The organism is Streptomyces sp. 7R007, from assembly GCF_054850255.1.
On sequence record NZ_JBTWMV010000026.1, the window covers coordinates 1 to 20,141 of the forward strand.

18 protein-coding genes are annotated in these 20,141 nt (G+C 73.2%); 7 read left to right on the plus strand and 11 right to left on the minus strand.

Features of this window, described 5'->3' with window-relative positions; all coding sequences use genetic code 11:
- Positions 1-1,210, minus strand: a 1,210-nt coding sequence (locus ACYF6T_RS28885; protein ID WP_461700071.1) for a molybdopterin-dependent oxidoreductase, incomplete at its 3' end; no start/stop codon positions are given.
- 178 nt (positions 1,211-1,388) lie between these two features.
- On the opposite strand from ACYF6T_RS28885, the gene ACYF6T_RS28890 reads away from it, so the two are divergent.
- The 6 genes from ACYF6T_RS28890 to ACYF6T_RS28915 all read left to right on the plus strand — a co-directional run bounded on the left by ACYF6T_RS28890 (position 1,389) and on the right by ACYF6T_RS28915 (position 8,138).
- A complete protein-coding gene (locus tag ACYF6T_RS28890; RefSeq protein ID WP_461700072.1) occupies positions 1,389-2,624 on the plus strand; it encodes an MFS transporter in 1,236 nt (411 codons plus the stop codon).
- A gap of 138 nt (positions 2,625-2,762) precedes the next feature.
- Positions 2,763-3,599 (plus strand): universal stress protein, encoded by an 837-nt coding sequence (locus tag ACYF6T_RS28895; RefSeq protein ID WP_461700074.1) that lies wholly within the window; start codon positions 2,763-2,765, stop codon positions 3,597-3,599.
- Positions 3,600-3,693: 94 nt separating this feature from the next.
- Positions 3,694-4,284 carry a 2-oxoacid:acceptor oxidoreductase family protein gene (locus ACYF6T_RS28900; RefSeq protein WP_461700075.1) on the plus strand — a complete coding sequence of 197 codons (591 nt, stop codon included), beginning with the start codon at positions 3,694-3,696 and terminating at the stop codon, positions 4,282-4,284.
- Complete coding sequence (porA, locus tag ACYF6T_RS28905) at positions 4,268-5,509, plus strand: pyruvate ferredoxin oxidoreductase (protein WP_461700077.1); 1,242 nt, start codon at positions 4,268-4,270, stop codon at positions 5,507-5,509. The genes ACYF6T_RS28900 and porA overlap by 17 nt, the downstream gene beginning before the upstream one ends.
- Complete coding sequence (locus ACYF6T_RS28910; protein WP_461700078.1) at positions 5,506-6,516, plus strand: thiamine pyrophosphate-dependent enzyme; 1,011 nt, start codon at positions 5,506-5,508, stop codon at positions 6,514-6,516. Before porA ends, ACYF6T_RS28910 begins: the two co-directional genes overlap by 4 nt.
- Positions 6,513-8,138 (plus strand): NAD(P)-binding protein, encoded by a 1,626-nt coding sequence (locus tag ACYF6T_RS28915; protein WP_461700080.1) that lies wholly within the window; start codon positions 6,513-6,515, stop codon positions 8,136-8,138. Before ACYF6T_RS28910 ends, ACYF6T_RS28915 begins: the two co-directional genes overlap by 4 nt.
- 4 nt (positions 8,139-8,142) lie before the next feature.
- On the opposite strand, the gene ACYF6T_RS28920 is transcribed toward ACYF6T_RS28915, so the two are convergent.
- Entirely contained in the window at positions 8,143-9,006 is an 864-nt protein-coding gene (locus ACYF6T_RS28920) for a nuclease (RefSeq protein ID WP_461700081.1), read from the minus strand.
- Positions 9,007-9,255: 249 nt separating this feature from the next.
- Between ACYF6T_RS28920 and ACYF6T_RS28925 the strand changes: the two genes are divergently transcribed.
- Positions 9,256-10,041 carry an SCO2400 family protein gene (locus ACYF6T_RS28925; RefSeq protein WP_461700082.1) on the plus strand — a complete coding sequence of 262 codons (786 nt, stop codon included), beginning with the start codon at positions 9,256-9,258 and terminating at the stop codon, positions 10,039-10,041.
- A 56-nt stretch (positions 10,042-10,097) separates the two neighbouring features.
- Here the strand turns inward: ACYF6T_RS28925 and ACYF6T_RS28930 are convergent, their stop codons facing one another.
- The 9 genes from ACYF6T_RS28930 to gap all read right to left on the minus strand — a co-directional run bounded on the left by ACYF6T_RS28930 (position 10,098) and on the right by gap (position 20,109).
- Positions 10,098-11,513: an NAD(P)(+) transhydrogenase (Re/Si-specific) subunit beta gene (locus ACYF6T_RS28930; protein WP_461700233.1), complete on the minus strand. Its 1,416-nt coding sequence runs from the start codon at positions 11,511-11,513 to the stop codon at positions 10,098-10,100.
- A 5-nt stretch (positions 11,514-11,518) separates the two neighbouring features.
- Complete coding sequence (locus tag ACYF6T_RS28935) at positions 11,519-11,824, minus strand: NAD(P) transhydrogenase subunit alpha part 2 (RefSeq protein WP_461700084.1); 306 nt, start codon at positions 11,822-11,824, stop codon at positions 11,519-11,521.
- Positions 11,821-12,933, minus strand: a complete 1,113-nt coding sequence (locus tag ACYF6T_RS28940) for an NAD(P) transhydrogenase subunit alpha (protein ID WP_461700085.1) — start codon at positions 12,931-12,933, stop codon at positions 11,821-11,823. Before ACYF6T_RS28940 ends, ACYF6T_RS28935 begins: the two co-directional genes overlap by 4 nt.
- A 42-nt stretch (positions 12,934-12,975) precedes the next feature.
- Positions 12,976-13,989, minus strand: a complete 1,014-nt coding sequence (locus tag ACYF6T_RS28945) for a zinc-dependent alcohol dehydrogenase (RefSeq protein WP_461700086.1) — start codon at positions 13,987-13,989, stop codon at positions 12,976-12,978.
- A gap of 11 nt (positions 13,990-14,000) precedes the next feature.
- A complete protein-coding gene (locus ACYF6T_RS28950) occupies positions 14,001-14,201 on the minus strand; it encodes a hypothetical protein (protein WP_461700088.1) in 201 nt (66 codons plus the stop codon).
- Between the two features lie 15 nt (positions 14,202-14,216).
- Positions 14,217-15,737 carry an aldehyde dehydrogenase family protein gene (locus ACYF6T_RS28955; RefSeq protein WP_461700089.1) on the minus strand — a complete coding sequence of 507 codons (1,521 nt, stop codon included), beginning with the start codon at positions 15,735-15,737 and terminating at the stop codon, positions 14,217-14,219.
- Positions 15,738-15,782: 45 nt separating this feature from the next.
- Complete coding sequence (locus tag ACYF6T_RS28960) at positions 15,783-17,066, minus strand: GAF domain-containing protein (RefSeq protein ID WP_461700090.1); 1,284 nt, start codon at positions 17,064-17,066, stop codon at positions 15,783-15,785.
- 165 nt (positions 17,067-17,231) lie between these two features.
- Positions 17,232-18,959 (minus strand): GAF domain-containing sensor histidine kinase, encoded by a 1,728-nt coding sequence (locus ACYF6T_RS28965; RefSeq protein WP_461700092.1) that lies wholly within the window; start codon positions 18,957-18,959, stop codon positions 17,232-17,234.
- Between the two features lie 121 nt (positions 18,960-19,080).
- Positions 19,081-20,109 carry a type I glyceraldehyde-3-phosphate dehydrogenase gene (gene gap, locus ACYF6T_RS28970; RefSeq protein WP_461700094.1) on the minus strand — a complete coding sequence of 343 codons (1,029 nt, stop codon included), beginning with the start codon at positions 20,107-20,109 and terminating at the stop codon, positions 19,081-19,083.
- Positions 20,110-20,141 lie beyond the last annotated feature (32 nt).

Here is a 20,141-nt window from a genome sequence, read left to right on the forward strand (position 1 = left end):
CCCCCCAGCGGAAGCCGAGCGAGCCGCCGGGGACCACCGGCGCTCCGGTGGCCCGGTCCAGCAGCACGGTCTTGAAGTCGGCGTTCTCCTCGTCGCGGCCGAGGTCGGCGGCCGTCAGGAACCCGTCGGGGACCAGGCCGCGCTCGTGCTCGCGCAGCGTCACCAGGAACGGGGCGTCGGTGAACGTCCTCAAGTAGTGCTGGAAATACGGCACTTCGCGGTCGACGAGGAACTCGCGCAGGATCACGTGGCCCATCGCCATGGCCAGCGCCCCGTCGGTGCCCGGGTGCGGGGCGAGCCACTCGTCGGCGAACTTCACGTTGTCGGCGTAGTCGGGGCTGACGGCGACGACCTTGGTGCCGTTGTAGCGGGTCTCGGTCAGGAAGTGGGCGTCCGGGGTGCGGGTGACGGGAATGTTGGAGCCCCACATCACCAGGTAGCCGGCGTTCCACCAGTCGGCCGCCTCCGGCACGTCGGTCTGGTCGCCGAAGACCTGCGGCGAGGCGATCGGCAGGTCGGCGTACCAGTCGTAGAAGGAGAGCAGGGTGCCGCCGATCAGCGACATGAAGCGGGCGCCGGCGGCGAAGGAGGCCATGGACATGGCCGGGATCGGGGAGAAGCCGGCGACGCGGTCCGGGCCGTAGGTCTTGATGGTGTGCACGTGGGCGGCGGCGATCAGCTCGCTCACCTCGGCCCAGTCGGCGCGCACCAGGCCGCCCTTGCCGCGGGCCTTCTTGTAGGCGCGGGCCTTCGCCGGGTCGGAGGTGATCTCGGCCCAGGCCGCCACCGGGTCGTCCAGGCGGCGCCGGGCCTCGCGCCACAGCTTGAGCAGGGCGCCGCGCACATACGGGTAGCGCACCCGGCTCGGCGAGTAGGTGTACCAGGAGAAGGAGGCACCGCGCGGGCAGCCGCGGGGCTCGTACTCGGGGCAGTCCGCGCCGATCGAGGGGTAGTCGGTGGCCTGGTGCTCCCAGGTGATGATGCCGTCCTTGACGTACACCATCCACGAGCAGGAACCGGTGCAGTTGACTCCGTGGGTGGAGCGCACCACCTTGTCGTGCGCCCAGCGGTCCCGGTAGAAGCCCTCCCACGCGGTATCGCCCTCGCCGAACACGGCCCGGCCGTCGGCCGACACCTCGCGGCGCGTCAGCAGCCGGCGGGCGGCCAGCGGCCAGCCCTCGGCGGGACGCGCGGTCTTGTCTTTCTCCATGGGCTCGAACGCTAGGTGCGCTCCCGGCCGCCCCGCCGTGGGCCGAACGGCCCTGGCCAGGTCCCGACCGGACGCACGGCGAGGTCCTTCGGCCCACACCGTCCGGCGGGGGTGATCCACAAGGGTGACCACGACAGGCACCACCCGCCGTCACCCACCCGCAGAAGGGACGCGTCCGATGCTCCAGCCATCGAGGAAACAGCCGTCGGGAGCCCCCGTCGCGGGGCGGGCCTGGCTGATGCTGGCCCTGGCCACCGTCGGATTCGCGGTCAACTTCTGGGCGTGGGCGCTGCTCAGCCCGCTCGGCCCGCGCTTCAAGGACGCCCTGGACCTGACCTCCTTCCAGCAGTCGCTGCTGGTGGCGGTGCCGGTCGTGGTCGGCTCGCTGGGCCGCATCCCGGTGGGCGCGCTGACCGACCGGTTCGGCGGGCGGGTGATGTTCCCGCTGGTGTCCGCCGCGACCGTGGTCCCCGTGCTGTATCTGGGGCTGGCCGGGCACTCCTCGCTGACGGCGCTGCTGGTGGGCGGCTTCTTCCTCGGTATCGGCGGCACCGCGTTCGCCGTCGGCGTGCCCTTCGTGGGCACCTGGTTCCCGCCGGAGCGCCGGGGCCTGGCGATCGGCCTGTTCGGCATGGGCATGGGCGGTACGGCGATCAGCGCGCTGAGCACGGTGAAGCTGGTGAAGGCGCACGGCACCGCGAGCCCGTTCCTGATCACCGCGGCGGTGCTGGCCGCCCACGCGGTGATGGCCGCCCTCGTCCTGCGGGACGCCCCGGACCGTACGCTGCCCGCGCAGCCGCTCGGACAGCGGCTGGCGGCCACCCTGCGGCTGGGCATCACCTGGCAGGCGTCCGCGCTGTACGCGGTGGCCTTCGGCGGGTACGTCGCCTTCTCCGTCTACCTGCCGACCTACCTCAAGAACGGCTACGGCCTCACCCAGGCCGACGCCGCGAACCGCATGGCCGGGTTCGTGCTGCTGGCGGTCGCGATGCGGCCGGTCGGCGGCTGGCTGTCGGACCGGATCGGCCCGCTGCGGGTGCTGGGCGGCTCGCTGGCGGTGGTCGTCGCGGGCGCGCTGATGCAGTCGGCGACCCCGGCGCTGGCCCCGCTGGGCACGGTCGCCTTCCTCGCCATGGCGGGCGCGCTGGGCGCCGGCAGCGGTGCGACGTTCGCCTTCGTGGCCCTGCTCGCGCCGCCCGAGCGCACCGGTTCGGTCACCGGCGTCGTCGGCGCCGCGGGCGGCCTGGGCGGGTTCGTGCCGCCGCTCGTGATGGGCTCGCTGTACGGCTCCTACGGCTCCTACGCGGTGGGCCTGTTGCTGCTGGCGGCGGTGGCGGCCGGGGCGCTGGTCTTCACCGGCACCGAGGTGCGGCGGGCGCTGGTGCGCCGGACGGCGGTCCCCGTGCCACGCTGACCAGCGGTGAAAGGGCCGTTCGGCCCGGCGCGGAGGCCACGCGGTCCCTGCCCGGGCCGTTCGCCGTGCGCGGATGCTGAAGTCGAGGACCCGTGCCGGAGCCGACCGGGCGGGCATCGATACGGGGAGGTGAGGGCAGTGCTTCGCCCCGTTGTCGTAGGTCTCGACGGTTCCCGTGAGAGCCTCGCCGCCGCCGACTGGGCGGCCCGGGAGGCGCTGCGCCGCGGTCTTCCGCTGCGGCTGGTGCACGCGTACGAGGGCCTGGCCCCCGACGCCTCCGACCTGCCGGAGCTGGAGGCGCCCCGCTACTGGGCGCGGCGGATCCTGCGCGGTGCGATGGACCGGCTCGGCGAGCAGTATCCGCAGGTCTTCATGAGCGCCACGCAGGTCCCGCGGCCCGCTGCCGAGGCCCTGGTCACCGCGGCCACGGAGGCCGAGCTGCTGGTGCTGGGCAGCCGTGCGTTCAGCGGGTTCGGCGGCTTCATGGCCGGGTCCGTGGCGCTGGCGACGGTCGCCCATGTGCGCCGGCCCGTCGTGCTGGTGCGGGCCCTGACGACGGCTGAGGACGAGTACGTCCCGGACGCCGCCGGACGGCCGTACCGCGAGGTCGTCGCCGGTGTGGACCTGGGGTGCCCGGGTGAGGAGGTGCTGAGGTTCGCCTGCGAGAGCGCGGCCCTGCGCGGCGCGCCGCTGCATGTGGTGCACGCCTGGCAGGGCACGGCACAGCCGGCCGCCGAGCGGGCGCTCGCCGCGCTGATGGCGCCCTGGCGGGAGAAGTTCCCGGCGCTGCGGGTGCGGGAGACGGTGGTGGACGGCCGTCCCGCGCAGGAACTGCTGCACGCGTCCACCGAGGCCGGACTCCTGGTCGTCGGCCGCCGGACCCGCCCGGCCCGGCTCGGCACGCACACCGGTCCGGTCGCGCACGCGGTGATGCACCACGTGCGCTGCCCGGTGGCGATCGTGCCGCACGACTGACCCGGTCGGACCCCGGCGGGGACCTTCGGCCCCTGCGGGCGGCCACCCTCCCGGGGTTACCACGAAGAGAACCGGGCTCCGGGAGGAGGAAGCCGTGTTCCAGGTCCGCATCCACGGCCGTGGCGGTCAGGGCGCCGTCACGGCCGCGGAGTTGCTGTCGGTGGCGGCGTTCTACGAGGGCCGGCACGCGCAGGCGTTCCCGAGCTTCGGCTCGGAGCGCACGGGCGCGCCGGTGACGGCGTTCTGCCGTATCGACGACCGGCCCATCCGGGTGCGTGAACCCGTGATGCGGCCGGACGCCCTGGTGATCCAGGACGCCACCCTGCTGCACCAGGTGAACGTGTTCGAGGGGCTCGACCCCGAGGGTGCGGTGCTCATCAACTCGCCCCGTCCGATCGCGGAGCTGGGGCTCGCCGACCTCGCCGCGACGGTGCCGCACGCGGTCGCCCTCACGGTCCCCGCCACCGTCCTCGCCGTACGGCACTTCGGCCGGCCGGTCCCGAACGCGGTCCTGCTGGGCGGGCTCGCCGCCCTCACCGGCTGCGTGCTGATCGGCTCGCTCACGGCGGCGATCGAGGAACGCTTCCCCGGAGAGCTGGGCGCGGCCAACGCCGCGGCGGCCCGGGAGGCGTACGCCCATGTCAGCGCCGAGCGTGAGGAGTTCGTCCGTGCTCAAGCAGACTGAGGGGTCGCGGGCGGTCGCGGAGACGGTGGCGTACTGCCGTCCCGAGGTGATCGCCGCCTACCCCATCTCACCGCAGACGCACATCGTGGAGGAGCTCAGCCGCCTGGTGAAGTCGGGCGCGCTCAAGCCGTGCGAGTACGTCAACGTCGAGTCGGAGTTCGCCGCGATGTCCATGTGCATCGGCGCCTCGGCGGCCGGCGCCCGCACCTACACGGCGACCGCCAGCCAGGGCCTGCTGTACATGGTGGAGGCCCTCTACAACGCCTCCGGGCTCGGCCTGCCCGTCGTGATGACGGTGGCGAACCGGGCGATCGGCGCCCCCATCAACATCTGGAACGACCACAGCGACACCATGTCGCAGCGCGACTCGGGCTGGATCCAGCTGTACGCGCGCGACAACCAGGAGGCCGCCGACCTGCACCCCCAGGCGTTCCGGCTGGCGGAGGAGCTGTCGCTGCCGGTGATGGTGTGCATGGACGGCTTCGTCCTCACCCACGCCTGGGAGCGGATCGAGGTGCCGGAGCAGGCGCAGGTCGACGCGTTCCTGCCGGCGTACGAGCCGCGGCAGGTGCTGGATCCCGACGCGCCGGTGTCGATCGGCGCGATGGTCGGCCCGGACGCCTTCACCGAGGTGCGCTACCTGGCGCACGCCAAGCAGATGCAGGCGCTGGAGACGATCCCGCGCGTCGCCGAGGAGTTCCGGCAGGTCTTCGGCCGCACCTCCGGCGGGCTGGTGCATCCGTACGCCTGCGAGGACGCGGAGACGATCGTGGTGGCGCTGGGCTCGGTGTTCGGCACCGTGTGCGACGTCGTGGACGAGATGCGCGGGCGCGGGGTGCGGATCGGGGCGCTGGCGATCACCTCGTTCCGTCCCTTCCCGCTGGAGGCGGTCCGCACCGTGCTCGCCGGGGCCCGCCAAGTGGTCGTGCTGGAGCGGGCGTTGGCGGTCGGCATCGGAGGGATCGTGTCGGCGAACGTGCGCACCGCGCTGTCCGGGATCCAGCTCGCCGGGCACACGGTGGTCGCCGGTCTGGGCGGGCGCGCCATCACCAAGACGTCCCTGCACGGGGTGTTCGACGACGCGATCGCCGGGCGGCTGGGGCAGCTGACGTTCCTGGACCTCGACACCGAGCTGGTGGAGCGGGAGCTGGCGCGGATGGCGAGGACCAGGCGGTCGGGTCCGTCTGCGGAGAACATCCTGCGCGATGTGGGGAGCAACCGATGAGTGCCGCACGGGAAGTCAGGTTCTACCAGGTCGGCAGCTTCGCCGCGGGGAACCGGCTGCTGGGACCGGAGGCGCAGTCCGACCAGGCCGACGCGGGCCGCTCCAACGCGCTCACCTGCGGTCACCGCGCCTGCCAGGGGTGCGGCGAGGCGCTCGGCGCCCGCTATGTCCTGGACGCGGCCCAGCGGGCGGCCGGCGGCCGGGTCATCGCGGTGAACGCGACCGGCTGCCTGGAGGTCTTCTCCACGCCGTACCCGGAGACGTCGTGGCAACTGCCGTGGCTGCACTCGCTGTTCGGCAACGCCCCGGCCGTCGCCGCGGGCGTGGCCGCCGCGCTGCGCGCCAAGGGCCGCACCGACGTCCGGGTGGTCGGCCAGGGCGGTGACGGCGGCACCGTCGACATCGGCCTGGGCTGTCTGTCCGGCATGTTCGAGCGCAACGACGACGTGCTGTACGTCTGTTACGACAACGAGGCGTACATGAACACCGGCGTGCAGCGCTCCGGGGCCACTCCGCCGACGGCGCGCACGGCCACCACCCAGGCCGTCGGCGAGGAGCCCGGCGCGCCCTTCGGGCAGGGCAAGAGCCTGCCGCTGATCGCGATGGCGCACGAGATCCCGTACGTCGCCACGGCCACCGTCGCGGGCCTGCGCGACCTGGAGGCCAAGGTGCACCGGGCGATGGCGATGCGCGGCGCCCGCTATCTGCACGTGCTGGTGCCCTGCCCGCTGGGCTGGGGCACGCCCTCCCACGACACGGTGCGCATCGCGCGGCTGGCCGAACAGACCGGCCTGTTCCCGGTGTTCGAGGCCACGGGCGGGGTGGTCACCGACGTGACGCCGATCCGGCGCCGGGTGCCGGTGGAGGAGTACCTGCGCCCGCAGAAGCGGTACGCGCACCTCTTCGAGCCGGAGCCGCGCCCGGACGTCATCGCCCGGTTGCAGCGGGCCGCCGACCGCAACATCGCCCGGTTCGGGCTGCTGGCACACGAGGAGGTGCCGTCGTGAAGGAGAAGCCGTTCGCGATCACTCTGGACGTGGGTTCCAGCCTGGCCAACCGGACCGGCGCCTGGCGCACCGAACGCCCGCGCTACGTCGACCGGATGCCGCCGTGCAACCAGGCGTGCCCGGCCGGCGAGAACATCCAGCAGTGGCTCTTCCACGCGGAGGGCGGCGACTACGAGGCCGCCTGGCGGCAGTTGATGCGGGACAACCCGCTGCCCGCCGTGATGGGCCGGGTCTGCTACCACCCGTGCGAGACCGCCTGCAACCGCGTGCAGGTCGACAACGCCGTCGGCATCAACTCGGTGGAGCGGTTCCTGGGCGACGAGGCGATCCGGCGCGGCTGGGCCGTCGAGGCACCCTCGGTGACCAGCGGCAGGCGCGTCCTGGTCGTCGGCTCCGGGCCGGCCGGCCTGTCCGCCGCCTACCATCTGCGGCTGCTCGGCCATGAGGTGACGATCCGTGAGGCGCAGGAGCGGCCGGGCGGCATGATGCGCTACGGCATCCCGCGCTACCGGCTGCCCCGCGAGGTGCTGGACGCGGAGATCGGCCGGATCACGGCGCTCGGCGTCACGCTGGAGCCCGGCACCAAGGTGGAGGACGTCCTCGCCGCCCAGCGCGACGGCGGCTTCGACGCGGTCTTCCTCGCCGTGGGCGCCGGCATCGGCAAGCGTGCCTACATCCCCGCCGGGGACAGCGCCCGCATCCTCGACGCGGTGTCGCTGCTGGGCAGCATGGAGGGCGAGGGCCCGCCGCTGCTGGGCCGCCGGGTCGCCGTCTACGGCGGCGGCAACACGGCCATGGACGCGGCCCGCACCGCCCGGCGTCTGGGCGCGACGGACGCCGTCGTGGTCTACCGGCGCACCCGGGACCGTATGCCCGCGCACGACATCGAGGTCGAGGAGGCGCTGGAGGAGGGCGTGCGGATGAAGTGGCTGTCCACCATCAAGCACGCCGACGACGGGCGGCTGACCATCGAGCGGATGGAGCTCGACGACACCGGATTCCCGCAGCCGACCGGGGAGTTCGAGGAGCTGGCGGCGGACTCGGTGGTGCTGGCGCTGGGCCAGGACTCGGACCTGTCCCTGCTGCGGGACGTGCCGGACCTCGGCCTCGACCACGGCATGGTGCAGGTCGCCGACGGTCTGATGACGGGGCACCGGGGCATCTTCGCCGGCGGCGACATGGTGCCCGCCGATCGCACGGTCACCGTGGCCGTCGGCCACGGCAAGAAGGCGGCGCGCCACATCGACGCCTACCTGCGCGGCACGGCGTACGAGCCGGGCGCCAAGCACGCGCCGGCCGCCTTCGAGCGGCTCAACACCTGGTACTACTCCGACGCGCCCGCCTCCGTGCGGCCGCGGCTCGAACTGGCCCGCCGCGTCTCGACGTTCGACGAGGTGGTGCAGGGCCTCGACGAGTCCACCGCGCTCTTCGAGGCCCGGCGCTGCATGTCCTGCGGCAACTGCTTCGAGTGCGACAACTGCTACGGCGTCTGCCCCGACAACGCGATCACCAAGCTGGGGCCGGGCCAGGGCTTCGCCATCGACCTCGACTACTGCAAGGGGTGCGGACTGTGCGCGGCCGAGTGCCCGTGCGGGGCGATCGAGATGGTGCCGGAGGAGTGAGGGCTCACTTCTCGTCGAACACCAGGTCCTCGGGCGCGTGGGTGAGCCTGACGGTGTCGCCGGTGACGTCGACGACGGTGTCGAAGCTCGTCCACTGCCCGCCGGGCAGCACGAGCAGCCGGTCGTCGCGCTGGGCCAGGTAGGCGCGGAAGCCGGCCAGGTCCGCGTCCCCGTCGCCGAGGACCAGGTAGTCGGCCAGGCGGCGGAACAGCTTGGGCAGCAGCACCGCCGTGTCGGTCAGCGAGCCGAGTCCGGTGACCCTCGCACCGGTCTGGGTCACGTCGGCCGACCACAGTCCCATGTCCTTCTCCCGCGCCAGCCGGGCCGCGGCGCTCATCTCCTCCCGCAGGTCGACGTAGAGCTGACGGTAGAAGGTGGGGTAGGCCATGCCCTCGGCGAGCTGGTGGTGGTTGAGCGTCTCGCGCAGCAAAGAGACCTCCACCCTGACGAGGGTGCCGCTGGCGGCCGGTGCCTCGCCGACGCCCGCGAAGGCCACACACCGGCCGTGCACGTCGGCGCTGCGGGTGAGGATGTAGCCGGGCCGGGAGTCGGGGGTGGCGGCGGTGACGGTGCCGTGGTCGTCGCGCCGTACGTTCGCGAAGCCGAGCCGGTCGAGGAGTTCCTGGGCGGCCCGTCCGGCGTACGGCGCGGGCTGGTGCAGTTCCCGGCCGTGCGGCGGACGGTAGTGCGTCTCCAGGGTGTCGATGCCGTCCAGCCGCAGCTGGGCACCGCCCGCCCGGTTGCGCCGTACCCGCCGGCCGCGCAGCAGGTCCCATTCGTCGGGGTCGTCCGGGTGGAAGCGTATGGAGTCGCCGTCCGGGCTCGCCCCGACGATCCTGTAGGCGCCCTTGATCAGCAGCATCGGCATGATGTCCCCCTTTTCGGTCACGGTGGACCCACTGTGGCCGCCCGTCCGCCGGACGGCGCCGGTGCGTACCGTCAAGCGGGCCAAAGGTCGTGCATCCGGCGGATGGGGCATGCGGATGTGTCGTACGGCACTCGCTCCGCGGGCATCTGCGCAGGAGCGTCACACGGGCTGCACACAGCCTTTCGAAAGGGTCGCTAGCTTTTCTCCCGGCTCGATCCCACGTGCGAACGTCGACTAGAAAGACCGCGGATGGACTACTGCTCCTCGTGCCGTCGGCACCTCAACGGCGCCCTGGTGTGCCCCGGTTGCGGCGCCTACGCCCCGGACATCGCTCCGCGTCCCGCGGTTCCCCCGACGGCCGCGGCACCGAGCACGGCCGACATGGTCCACGAAAGGGCCGGCTGGGAGGACGTCTTCGACCAGCCCGAGCCCGCGGCGGATCAGGACGATCCCGCCAAGGACGTGGCACCCGCGCTGCCGGCGCCCATGGGCCGGGCGGCCAGGCGACGGCAGCGTGCCCGCTGGAAGAAGAACCAGCGCCGGGCCGTCGTCGCCACCGCCGTCGCCCTGGTCGGCGGCGGACTGACCCTCTCCGCGATGAACCAGCAGTCCGGCGGCCGCGCGCAGGCGGCCTCGGCACCGGACAACGTGCCCATGGGCGAGGCCGCGGTGCTGCCGACCTCGGACGACGTCGACCCGGCGGCCACCGCGCCCGAGACACACCGGTCCTCCGCCCACGCCTCGGCCACCCCCGCCCGGCACCGGCAGCCGGTCACCGCGGCGACCCCCACCGCGCCGTCGCACCTGCGCGCGGACTCCGCCGCCACCCCGGCTCCCACGGCCACGACCGCCCCGCTGTCCCAGGCCACCACGGCGGCCTCCGACGGCACCGGCACGACCACCACCACGACGACGGTCCAGCAGACGCCCGCCCCGACGGCCACGACCGGCACCCAGACGCCGTCGGCGAGCCCCTCGCCGACCGCGAGCACCCCCCAGGGGCTGTGCCTGCTCGGCCTGCTGTGCACCGACTGAGCCCACACACCACCGAGGAGGCCCGTCCCTGCGGGCCTCCTCGAAAGTGACCGGCGTCAGCCGACGAACTCGCCGACCGCCGCCTTCAGTTCACTCAGCCCCTTCTTCGCGTCGGTGAAGAACATGCCGGTCTTCGGGTCGGTGTAGAGCTCGTTGTCGATGCCGGCGTAACCGTGGCCCATCGAGCGCTTGATGACGACGACGCTCTTGGCCTTGTCGACGTCGAGGATCGGCATGCCCGAGATGGCGTTGCCGGGCTTGCGGGCGATGGGGTTGGTGACGTCGTTGGCGCCGATCACCAGGGCGACGTCGGCCTGCGGGAACTCGGGGTTGACGTCGTCCATCTCCTTCAGCTGGGTGTAGGGCACGTTCGCCTCGGCCAGCAGCACGTTCATGTGGCCCGGCATACGGCCCGCGACGGGGTGCACGGCGTAGCTGACGTCGACGCCGTGATCCGTCAGCAGCTTGGCCAGATCGCCCAGTTCGTGCTGGGCCTGGGCGGCGGCGAGGCCGTAGCCCGGGACGAAGATGACCTTGCTCGCGTACGCCAGCTGGATCGCCACGTCGTCCGCGGAGACCGGCCGCACCTGCGCGGGCGCCCCCGCTCCGGCGGCCGCCGGTGCGCTGTCGCCGGTGCCGAAGCCGCCGACCACGATGTTGGCGATCGACCGGTTCATGGCGTCGGCCATCAGCTTGGTGAGGATGCCACCCGAGGAACTGACCAGCATGCCCGCGATGATCAGCGCGGTCTCGTTCAGGACGAAGCCGGCCATCGCGACCGCGGACCCGGTGAAGGCGTTCAGCAGGGCGATGACGACCGGCATGTCCGCGCCGCCGATGGGCAGCACCATCGTCACGCCGAACAGCAGGGCGACGGCCACCAGCCCGTAGAGGGCGACGAGGGAGTCGGGCGCCAGGACCAGCCAGACGGTGCCGGCGACGAAGGAGACCGGCAGCAGCACGTTCAGCAGCCGCGCTCCCGGGAAGACGACCGGCGCGCCGGAGACGACACCCTGGAGCTTGCCGGCCGCGATCAGCGACCCGGAGAAGGTGACCGCGCCGATGACGATGTCCAGCGCGCCCGGCAGGGACACCCGCGCCCCGAGGGCGGCCGGATGGTCGGCCTGGAGCAGGTCGTTGACCGCGATCAGCGCGGCCGCCCCGCCGCCGACCGCGTTGAAGAGACTGACCAGTTGGGGCATCGCCGTCATCTTGACCTCGCGCGCGGCGTACAGGCCCAGCGCGGCGCCGACCAGGCCGCCGGAGGCGAGCACCAGCCAGCCGGTCGTGCTGATGGCGCCCTCGTGGGCGATCAGCCAGACGGTGGCGGCGATCGCGACGGCCATGGCGCCGGCGGAGAGCGTGTTGCCCCGGCGGGCGGTGCGCGGGTGGTTCATCAGGTGCAGGCCGAGCACGAAGCAGGCGGCCGTGGCGAGGAAGACGTAGTGGACGGCGTTGGAGACGGTGTCCATGGCGCTCACACCTGCTTCTTCTCACTGGGCCTGGCCTTGAACATCTCCAGCATCCGGTCGGTGACGACGTAGCCGCCCACGACGTTCATCGCGCCGAACACCATGGCCGCGAAGGCGAGGACGTAGCCGAGCCAGGTGTGCGACTCGGCCGCGATCAGCATGGCGCCGATGACGACGATGCCGTGCACGGAGTTCGAGCCGGACATCAGCGGGGTGTGCAGGGTCGCGGGCACCTTGCTGATGACCTCGACGCCCACCAGGACGCTCAGCACGAAGACGGTGATCGCGGTGAGGAGATCCAGGTCGTTCACGATCCGCCTCCCATCAGGGGACCCGTGATCTCGTCGGCCGGGTCGAGGACGAGTTCGCCGTCGCGCACGAGGTGGCGCAGGAGTGCGACGAGGTTGCGGGCGTAGGCCGTGGAGGCGGCCGTCGCCATCGCGGACGGCAGCCGGCCGGCGCCGATGACGGTGACCCCGTTGTCCAGGACGACCGTCTTGTCGGGCTCGGAGCCCTCGACGTTGCCGCCCAGGTCGCTCGCGGCGAGGTCGACGACCACCGAGCCGGGCTTCATGCTCTCCACCGCGGCGGCGCTCACCAGCAACGGGGGCCTGCGGCCCGGCACCTGGGCGGTGGTGATGACGATGTCGGTGCGGGCGAGGTGCGCCTCCAGCGCCGCCCGCTGGGCCTGCTGCTCCGCCGCGGTCAGCTCCCGTGCGTAGCCGCCCTGTCCGGCGCCCGGCTCCCCCGGTGCCTGGCTCTGGATGTCGAGGAACCGGGCGCCCAGTGACTCCACCTCCCCTCTGGATTCGGGACGCACGTCGTACGCCGTGACGACGGCGCCGAGGCGGCGGGCGGTGGCGATCGCCTGCAGCCCGGCCACTCCGGCGCCCAGGACGAGGACCTGCGCCGGGCGCATGGTGCCCGCCGCGGTGGTCAGCATCGGGAAGAACCGGTCGTAGGTGTCGGCCGCGAGGACGGCCGCCTTGTAGCCGGCGACGTTGGCCTGGGAGGTCAGCGCGTCCATGGACTGGGCGCGGCTGAGGGTGCGCGGCAGCAGATCGAGACTCACCGTGCGCACGCCGCGCCCGGCCAGCTCCTGGACCAGGCCGGGATGGCGCAGCGGTTCCAGCAGGCCGATCAGGACCTGTCCGGCGCGCAGCGCGCGGGCGCTCTCCTCGTCCGGCGGGCCGACGCACAGGACGGCGTCCGCGCGGGCGTACAGCTCGTCCGCGGCCACCACGCGCGCCCCGGCCGCGGTGTAGTCGGCGTCGGTGAACCAGGCGCCGGAGCCGGCGCCCGCCTCGACCAGGACGTCGACGCCGGCCCGGCCGAGCAGGGTGACGGCCTCGGGGACGAGGGCGACACGGCGTTCGCCGGGCGCCCGCTCCCGTACGGCACCTACGGTGACGTGTGGCATGGTCTGCTGCCTCTCCCTGAGGACCCGGGGGTCTCCCGTGCCTCAGAACTCGAAGACGAGCCGGGCTTCGGCCCGCCCGCCGAGGACCTCGTCGAAGGAGTCGTTGACCTGGTCCAGGCGCCGGGTCTCGGCGATGACCTGGGTGCGGCCGGCGGCGTGCAGGGCGAAGACCTCGGCGAGGTCCTGACGCGTACCCACTATCGAGCCTATGACGGAGATGCCGCCGAGGACGGTCTCGAAGATCGGCACGTCGATCGAGGCGTTGTCGGCGGGCAGGGCGACCATGACCAGGCGCCCGCCGCGGTTGAGCGACCGGTACGCCTGCTCGAACGCCTTGGGCGCCGCGGCGAGCACGACGGCCACGTCCGCGCCCCCGGCCTTCCTGATCTCCTCGACCGGGTCGTGGGTGCGCGCGTTGACGAGCTGGTCGGCGCCGAGCCGGTGGGCCAGGCCCAGCTTGTCGGGCTCCAGGTCGACGGCGGTGACCAGGCCGCCGACCAGGCGCGCGTACTGCAGCGCCAGGTGGCCCAGGCCGCCGATGCCGAAGACGGCGACGCGTTCGGCGGGGACCACGCGGGCGACCTTGATCGCCTTGTACGTGGTGACGCCCGCGCAGGTCAGCGGTGCCGCGTCGAAGGAGCTGACGGCCTCGGGCACGTGGACGACCGCGCCCGCGTCGGCGACGGCGTACTCGGCGTAGCAACCGTCCACCGAGTAGCCGGAGTTGACCTGCGACTCGCACAGGGTCTCCCAGCCGGAGACGCAGTAGCGGCAGGTGCCGCAGGACGAGCCGAGCCACGGGATGGCGACCCGGGTGCCGATCAGGTCGGCCGGTACGCCGGCGCCGGCGGCCGTCACGGGGCCGATGCCCTCGTGGCCGGGGACGAACGGCGGCCGCGGCTTGACGGGCCAGTCGCCGTGCGCGGCGTGGATGTCGGTGTGGCAGAGCCCGGAGGCCTCCATCTTCACGAGCACCTGGCCGGGTCCGGGCTCGGGGACCGGCAGGTCCTGGATCTCCAGGGGCTTGCCGAAGTCGGTGACGACTGCTGCCTTCATCGATGCGCTCCTCAACTGCTGTCATTCCGGGCCGTCTCGGCCCGGGTCACGAAGTGCAGCCCGTCCCCGGCTGCGAGGGAGAATCCGCGCGGATCGCCCGCCTCGACGTCGAGGACGTGGCGGGCGGCGGCGCACAGGGCCGTGATCGCCCTGCGCGCCGCGGACGTGGCGGTGACGCGCCCGACGGTCTCGTGCCGGACCTTCGCGGACATGTCGCCGCCCTCCTCCTAGAACAGCCCGAGGGCCTTGTCGCTGTAGCTGACCAGGAGGTTCTTGGTCTGGCTGTAGTGCTCCAGCATCATCTGGTGCGTCTCGCGGCCGATGCCGGAGACCTTGTAGCCGCCGAACGCCGCTCCCGCCGGGTACTGGTGGTAGCAGTTGGTCCAGACGCGGCCGGCCTTGATCGCGCGGCCCATGCGGTAGGCGAGGGCGCCGTCGCGGCTCCACACGCCGGCGCCGAGGCCGTACAGCGTGTCGTTGGCGAGGGCGAGGGCCTCGGCCTCGTCCTTGAAGGTGGTGACGGCGAGGACGGGACCGAAGATCTCCTCCTGGAAGACCCGCATCCTGTTGTGGCCCTTGAGGACGGTCGGCTCGAAGTAGAAGCCGTCCGCGAACTCCCCGTCGAGGGCGGGCCGGTGGCCGCCGACCAGGAGTTCGGCGCCCTCCTTCAGGCCGATCTCGACGTACGACGCGATCTTCTCGACCTGCTGCCGGGAGACCTGGGGGCCGATCATCGTCTCGGTGTCGAGCGGGTCGCCCTGCCGGATGGCGCGGATGCGCTCCAGGCAGCGCCCCATGAACTCCTCGTAGACGTCCTCCTGGACGAGCGCGCGGGAGGGGCAGGTGCACACCTCGCCCTTGTTGAAGGCGTACAGCACGAGTCCCTCGACGGCCTTGTTCAGGAAGTCGTCGTCCTTGGCGGCCACGTCGTTGAAGAAGATGTTCGGCGACTTGCCGCCCAGCTCCAGCGTGACCGGGATGATGTTCTGCGCCGCGTACTGCATGATCAGGCGGCCGGTGGTGGTCTCGCCGGTGAAGGCGACCTTGGCGATGCGCTTGTTGGCGGCCAGCGCCTTGCCGATCTCGGCGCCGGGGCCGTTGACGACGTTGAGGACGCCGGGCGGCAGGATGTCGCCGACGACCTCCATCAGCTTCAGGATCGACCACGGGGTGGGCGAGGCGGGCTTGATGACGGTCGCGTTGCCGGCGGCGAGCGCCGGGGCGAGCTTCCACGCGGCCATCAGCAGCGGGAAGTTGAACGGGATGATCTGGCCGACCACGCCGAGCGGCTCGTGGAAGTGGTAGGCGATGGTGTCCTTGTCGATCTCGGTGATCCGGCTCTCCTCGGCGCGGATCGCGGCGGCGAAGTACCGGAAGTGGTCGGCGGCCAGCGGGATGTCGGCGGCCAGCGTCTCGCGCACCGGCTTGCCGTTCTCCCAGCTCTCGGCGACCGCGAGCTCCTCGCGGTGGGCGTCGATGGCGTCGGCGACCTTGTTGAGCACCGCGGCCCGCTGGGCGGTGGAGGCCTCGCCCCACGCGCCCTGGGCGGCGTGGGCGGCGTCGAGGGCGAGTTCGATGTCCTCGGCGCCGGACCTCGGGACCTCGCAGATGGGCTTGGCGGTGGCGGGACACAGGTTGGCGGTGTACGCGCCCGTGATGGGCGCCTGCCACTTGCCACCGATGAAGTTCTCGTAGCGCGGGGCCACGTCGACCGGGCTGCCGGGCCTGCCCGGAGACTCGTACTTCATGACCGTCCCCTTTCGATGACGACGATCCTGGTGATGCTCGGCACGCTAGAAGCGGGACCGTTGCAATACCGCTGCATGCCGTCCGGCCTGCGGGAACACGGCGATGTCGAGGCCGAGTGCGCGGGCCCTGGCGGCCGCCGCGGCGCGCTGGGGCGAGCCGCCCGGCAGGGTGCGGGCCAGCGCCGACCACGCGGGGGCGTCGTCGCCGCCCCAGCCGGCGTCCACCCAGCGGCGCAGCAGGCCCGCGTCGCCGCTGCCGAGGACGGCGCCGCGCAGCTGCTGTTCCAGGCAGCGCCGGTGCTCGACGACGGCCGGGGCGTCGGACCGCGGCAGCAGGGGGCCCGGGTAGTGGGCGAGCGCCGAGGCCACGCGGCCCTCGGCGAGCAGGTCGGCCACGTCGCCGAAGTCGGTGCGCACCGGCCGCAGCAGGGCGTAGGGCCGCGAGCCGAGCAGCCCGGGGCCGAGCACGGCGCGCAGCCGGGTCAGTTCGGCGCGCAGCGTGGAGGCGCACACCTCCCGCTCCGACAGGTCCACCGCGAGCCGGTCTCCGGTCACCCCGCCGCCGGCCAGGACGAGCGCCAGCACGATCTCGCTGTGCCGGGGGCTGAGCCGGTGCGTGCGCCCGGCGTACTCCAGCAGGACGCTGTCACGGCCCAGCGCGCGCACGCGGACGACGCCCGAGGCGGACGGGGTGCGGACGCGGGCCAGCTCCGCCTCCGCGGCCAGGGCGGCGCCGCGCACGGCGGCGAGGGCGGGCGGGGTGGCGATGGTGGGGCCGCCGGTGAGATCGATGACGCCGAGCGCCCGGCCGGTGAGCGGGTCGCGCACCGGCGCGGCGGCGCAGGACCAGCCGTGCGCGGCGGCGCTGTAGTGCTCCCCGGTCACGATCTGCACGGCGCGCCCGAGCTCCAGGGCCGTGCCCGGGGCGTTGGTGCCCGCCTGCCGCTCGGACCACACGGCGCCCTCGGCGAAGTGCATGCGCTCGGCGCGCCCCCTGGTGGCGGTGTCCCCCTCGACCCACAGCAGCGTCCCGTCGGCGTCTCCCACCGCGAAGACGTGCGCGTCGTCGGCGGCGCCGGCGCCCAGCAGCTCGCGCAGCAGCGGCAGGGCGGCCGCCAGCGGGTGGTTGCGCCGGTAGGCGCACAGCTCCTGCGGGGTCGTCCGCAGCGGGGGCAGGAGGCTGCCGTCGGGCCGCACACCGCTCAGGGCGCTGCGCCGCCACGAGTCGGCCACCAGGTCCCGTAGGCCCGCCGACGGACCGGGAGAGGTCACGAACCGCTCGTGCGCGGTGCGCGGTGCGCCGAGCGAGGCGGCGGTGGAAGCGTCCATGGCACCTCCCGCGTGGCTTCCTCCCGGTTGGGTGCCTCAAGCCTCACGGGCGCGCGGTGCCGGCTGCAGAGGCCGAAGGGCCCCGGCGCAGGGCCGCTCGGACCCGGCCCGTCCCCGGCGCGGGCCGCCGCGTCGCCGCGTCCGCCGGCCGGGACGGCGGGGTCGCTACCGCTCCCCCAGCGGCACCCGCCACACCAGCGTCGTGCCCCCGCCCGGCGGGCAGTCGACCTGCAGGGAGCCGCCGAGCTGTTCGGCCCGCTCGGTCATGTTGCGCAGCCCGCTGCGGCGTCCGCCCGGCGTGATGCCCCGGCCGTTGTCGGCGACGGTCAGCCGCACCTCGCGGCCGTCGGTCTCCAGCGCCACGTCGGCGCGGTCGGCCCCGGCGTGCCGGGCGATGTTGGTCAGGCTCTCGGAGAGCACGGCGATGACGTGGTCGGCGATCTCGCGCGGTACGTCGGTGTCGACCAGGCCCTCCATGCGGACGCTGGGCGCGAAGCCCAGCACCGGCGAGGCCTCGCCGACCGCGCGCACCACCCGGGCGCGCAGCCCGGTCCCGGCGCCGCCGTCCCGGGCCCGCAGCCCGAAGATCGTCGACCTGATGATCTTGATGGTCTCGTCCAGGTCGTCCACCGCGCGCACGACGCGCTCCGCGGCCTCCTCGTGCTCGATGAAGCGGCCGGCGCTCTGCAGGGTCATCCCGGTCGCGAACAGCCGCTGGATGGCCAGGTCGTGCAGGTCCCGGGCGATCCGGTCGCGGTCCTTGAGCACCGCGATCTCCTCGGCGTCCCGGCGGCGTTCCGCCAGCTCCATGGCGATCGCGGCCTGTGCGGCGAAGGCCTGGAGGGACTCCGTCTCCTCCGCCGAGAACATCGCCTGCCCGGCCTTGCGGGCCAGCAGCAGCACGCCGCGCGCGCCCTCCTCGCCCGTGCCGATGGGCACGGCCACCGCGGGACCCAGGCCCTCGAAGCGCGGGGGCTCCGCCGAGATCCGCTCGTCGTGGCCGGCGTCCTCGCTGGTGACCGGCGCGACGGAGGAGAAGGCCAGCCCCATCAGGCTGCGGTCCAGCGGCAGGATCAGGCCCCGGTGGGCCTCGGCGTCCATGCCGACGGCGATCTCCACGGCGAGCGACCGGGTGTCCTCCATGGGCAGCGCCACGGCGGCCAGGGCCGATCCGGTGATCTCCCCGGCGCGTTCGGCGATCAGGCCGAGGACCTCGCCGCTGGAGCCGCCGGACAGCAGGCTGTGGGTGATCTCCGCGTTCGCCCGCAGCCAGCGCTCGCGCAGCCGGGACTCCTCGTACAGACGGGCGTTGTCGATCGCGACGCCGGCCGCCACGGCCAGGGTCGACAGGACCGACTCGTCCTCCTCGTCGAACTGGGCCCCGCCGCGCTTCTCGGTCAGGTACAGGTTGCCGAAGACCTGGTCGCGCACCCGGATGGGCACGCCGAGGAAGGAGTTCATCGGCGGGTGGTGGGCCGGGAAGCCGTACGAGGCGGGGTGCTGGGAGATCTTCGGCAGCCGCAGCGGCTCGGGGTGGCGGATGAGCTCGCCGAGGATGCCGTGCCCCTCGGGGAACGGGCCGATCGCGGCGATCTGCTCGTCGCTGACACCGACGGTGTGGAAGGCCGACAGCCGTTTGCCGTCCGGTCCGATCACGCCGAGGGCCGCGTACTCGGCGTCGACCAGGACGGCCGCGGCCTCGACGATGCTGTGCAGCGCCTGTTCCAGGTCCAGCTCACGGCCGACGGAGAGCACCGCCTCCAGCAGGCTGTGCACCCGGTCACGGGTCCCGCGCGCGGCGTCCAGCCGCGCCTGCAGCTCCTCCAGCAGCTCGTCCAGCCGCAGCTGCGGAAGCCGTACGCGGGCGTCCCCGGGCTCCTCGGAGCGTCCCACCCGTGTTCCTCCAGACCCCTGTGCCGTGCCGAGAACCGGCCGTTCCGTCTGGTGCCACGGTAACGGGTCCGTCCGAGAGGACGATACGGGATCTGACGTGGGGGGACGCTCCCGGGGCCGATCAGCTGTGCGGCAGCCGGGCGATCACGAGTTCGGTGAGGTCCAGCAGCCGGTTGGTGTATCCCCACTCGTTGTCGTACCAGCCGAAGACCTTGACGAGGTCGCCATGGGCCTGGGTCAGCGGGGCGTCCAGGACGCAGGAGGCGGGGTCGCCCACGATGTCGCGGGAGACGATCGGCGCGTCGGACACGCGCAGAACGCCCTTCAGCGGTCCCTCGGCGGCCTCCCGGTAGGCGGCGTTGACCTCCTCCGCGGTGACCGGCCGGTCCAGCACGACGCTCAGGTCGGTCAGCGAGCCGTCCTCGACGGGCACGCGCACCGCGATGCCGTCCAGGGTCCCGGACAGCTCCGGCAGCACCAGGCCGACGGCGCGGGCGGCGCCGGTGGAGGTGGGGATGATGTTGACGGCGGCGCTGCGGCCGCGGCGCAGGTCCTTGTGCGGCCCGTCGAGGACGACCTGGTCGTTGGTGTAGCCGTGGATGGTGGTCATCAGCCCCTTGACGATGCCGAAGTGGTCGTCGAGGACCTTGACCATGGGGGCCACGCAGTTGGTGGTGCAGGAGGCGTTGGAGACCACGTGGTGGCGGTCGGGGTCGTACGTCCCCTCGTTCACGCCCATCACCACGGTGGCGTCGACGTCCTTGCCCGGCACCGACAGCAGCACCTTGCGCGCGCCCGCCGTCAGGTGCGCCCCGGCCGTCTCCCGGGTGCGGAAGCGGCCGGTGGACTCGATGACGACGTCCACGCCGAGCTCGCCCCAGGACAGCTTCGCCGGGTCGCGCTCGGCGGTGACGGCGATGCGGTGCCCGTCGACGGTCAGCGACGTGTCGTCGTGCTCGACGGTGCGGCCGATGCGGCCGTACGTGGAGTCGAAGGCCAGCAGGTGGGCCAGTGTGGCCGGCGAGGTGACGTCGTTGACCGCGACGACCTCGATCCGCGTGCCGCCGTCGGTCCCGGCGCGCTCCAGCGCACAGCGCAGGTAGTTGCGGCCGATGCGGCCGAAGCCGTTGATGCCCACGCGCACGTTCATGTCCGTCCTCCCCTTCGGGGCCCGGGATGTCC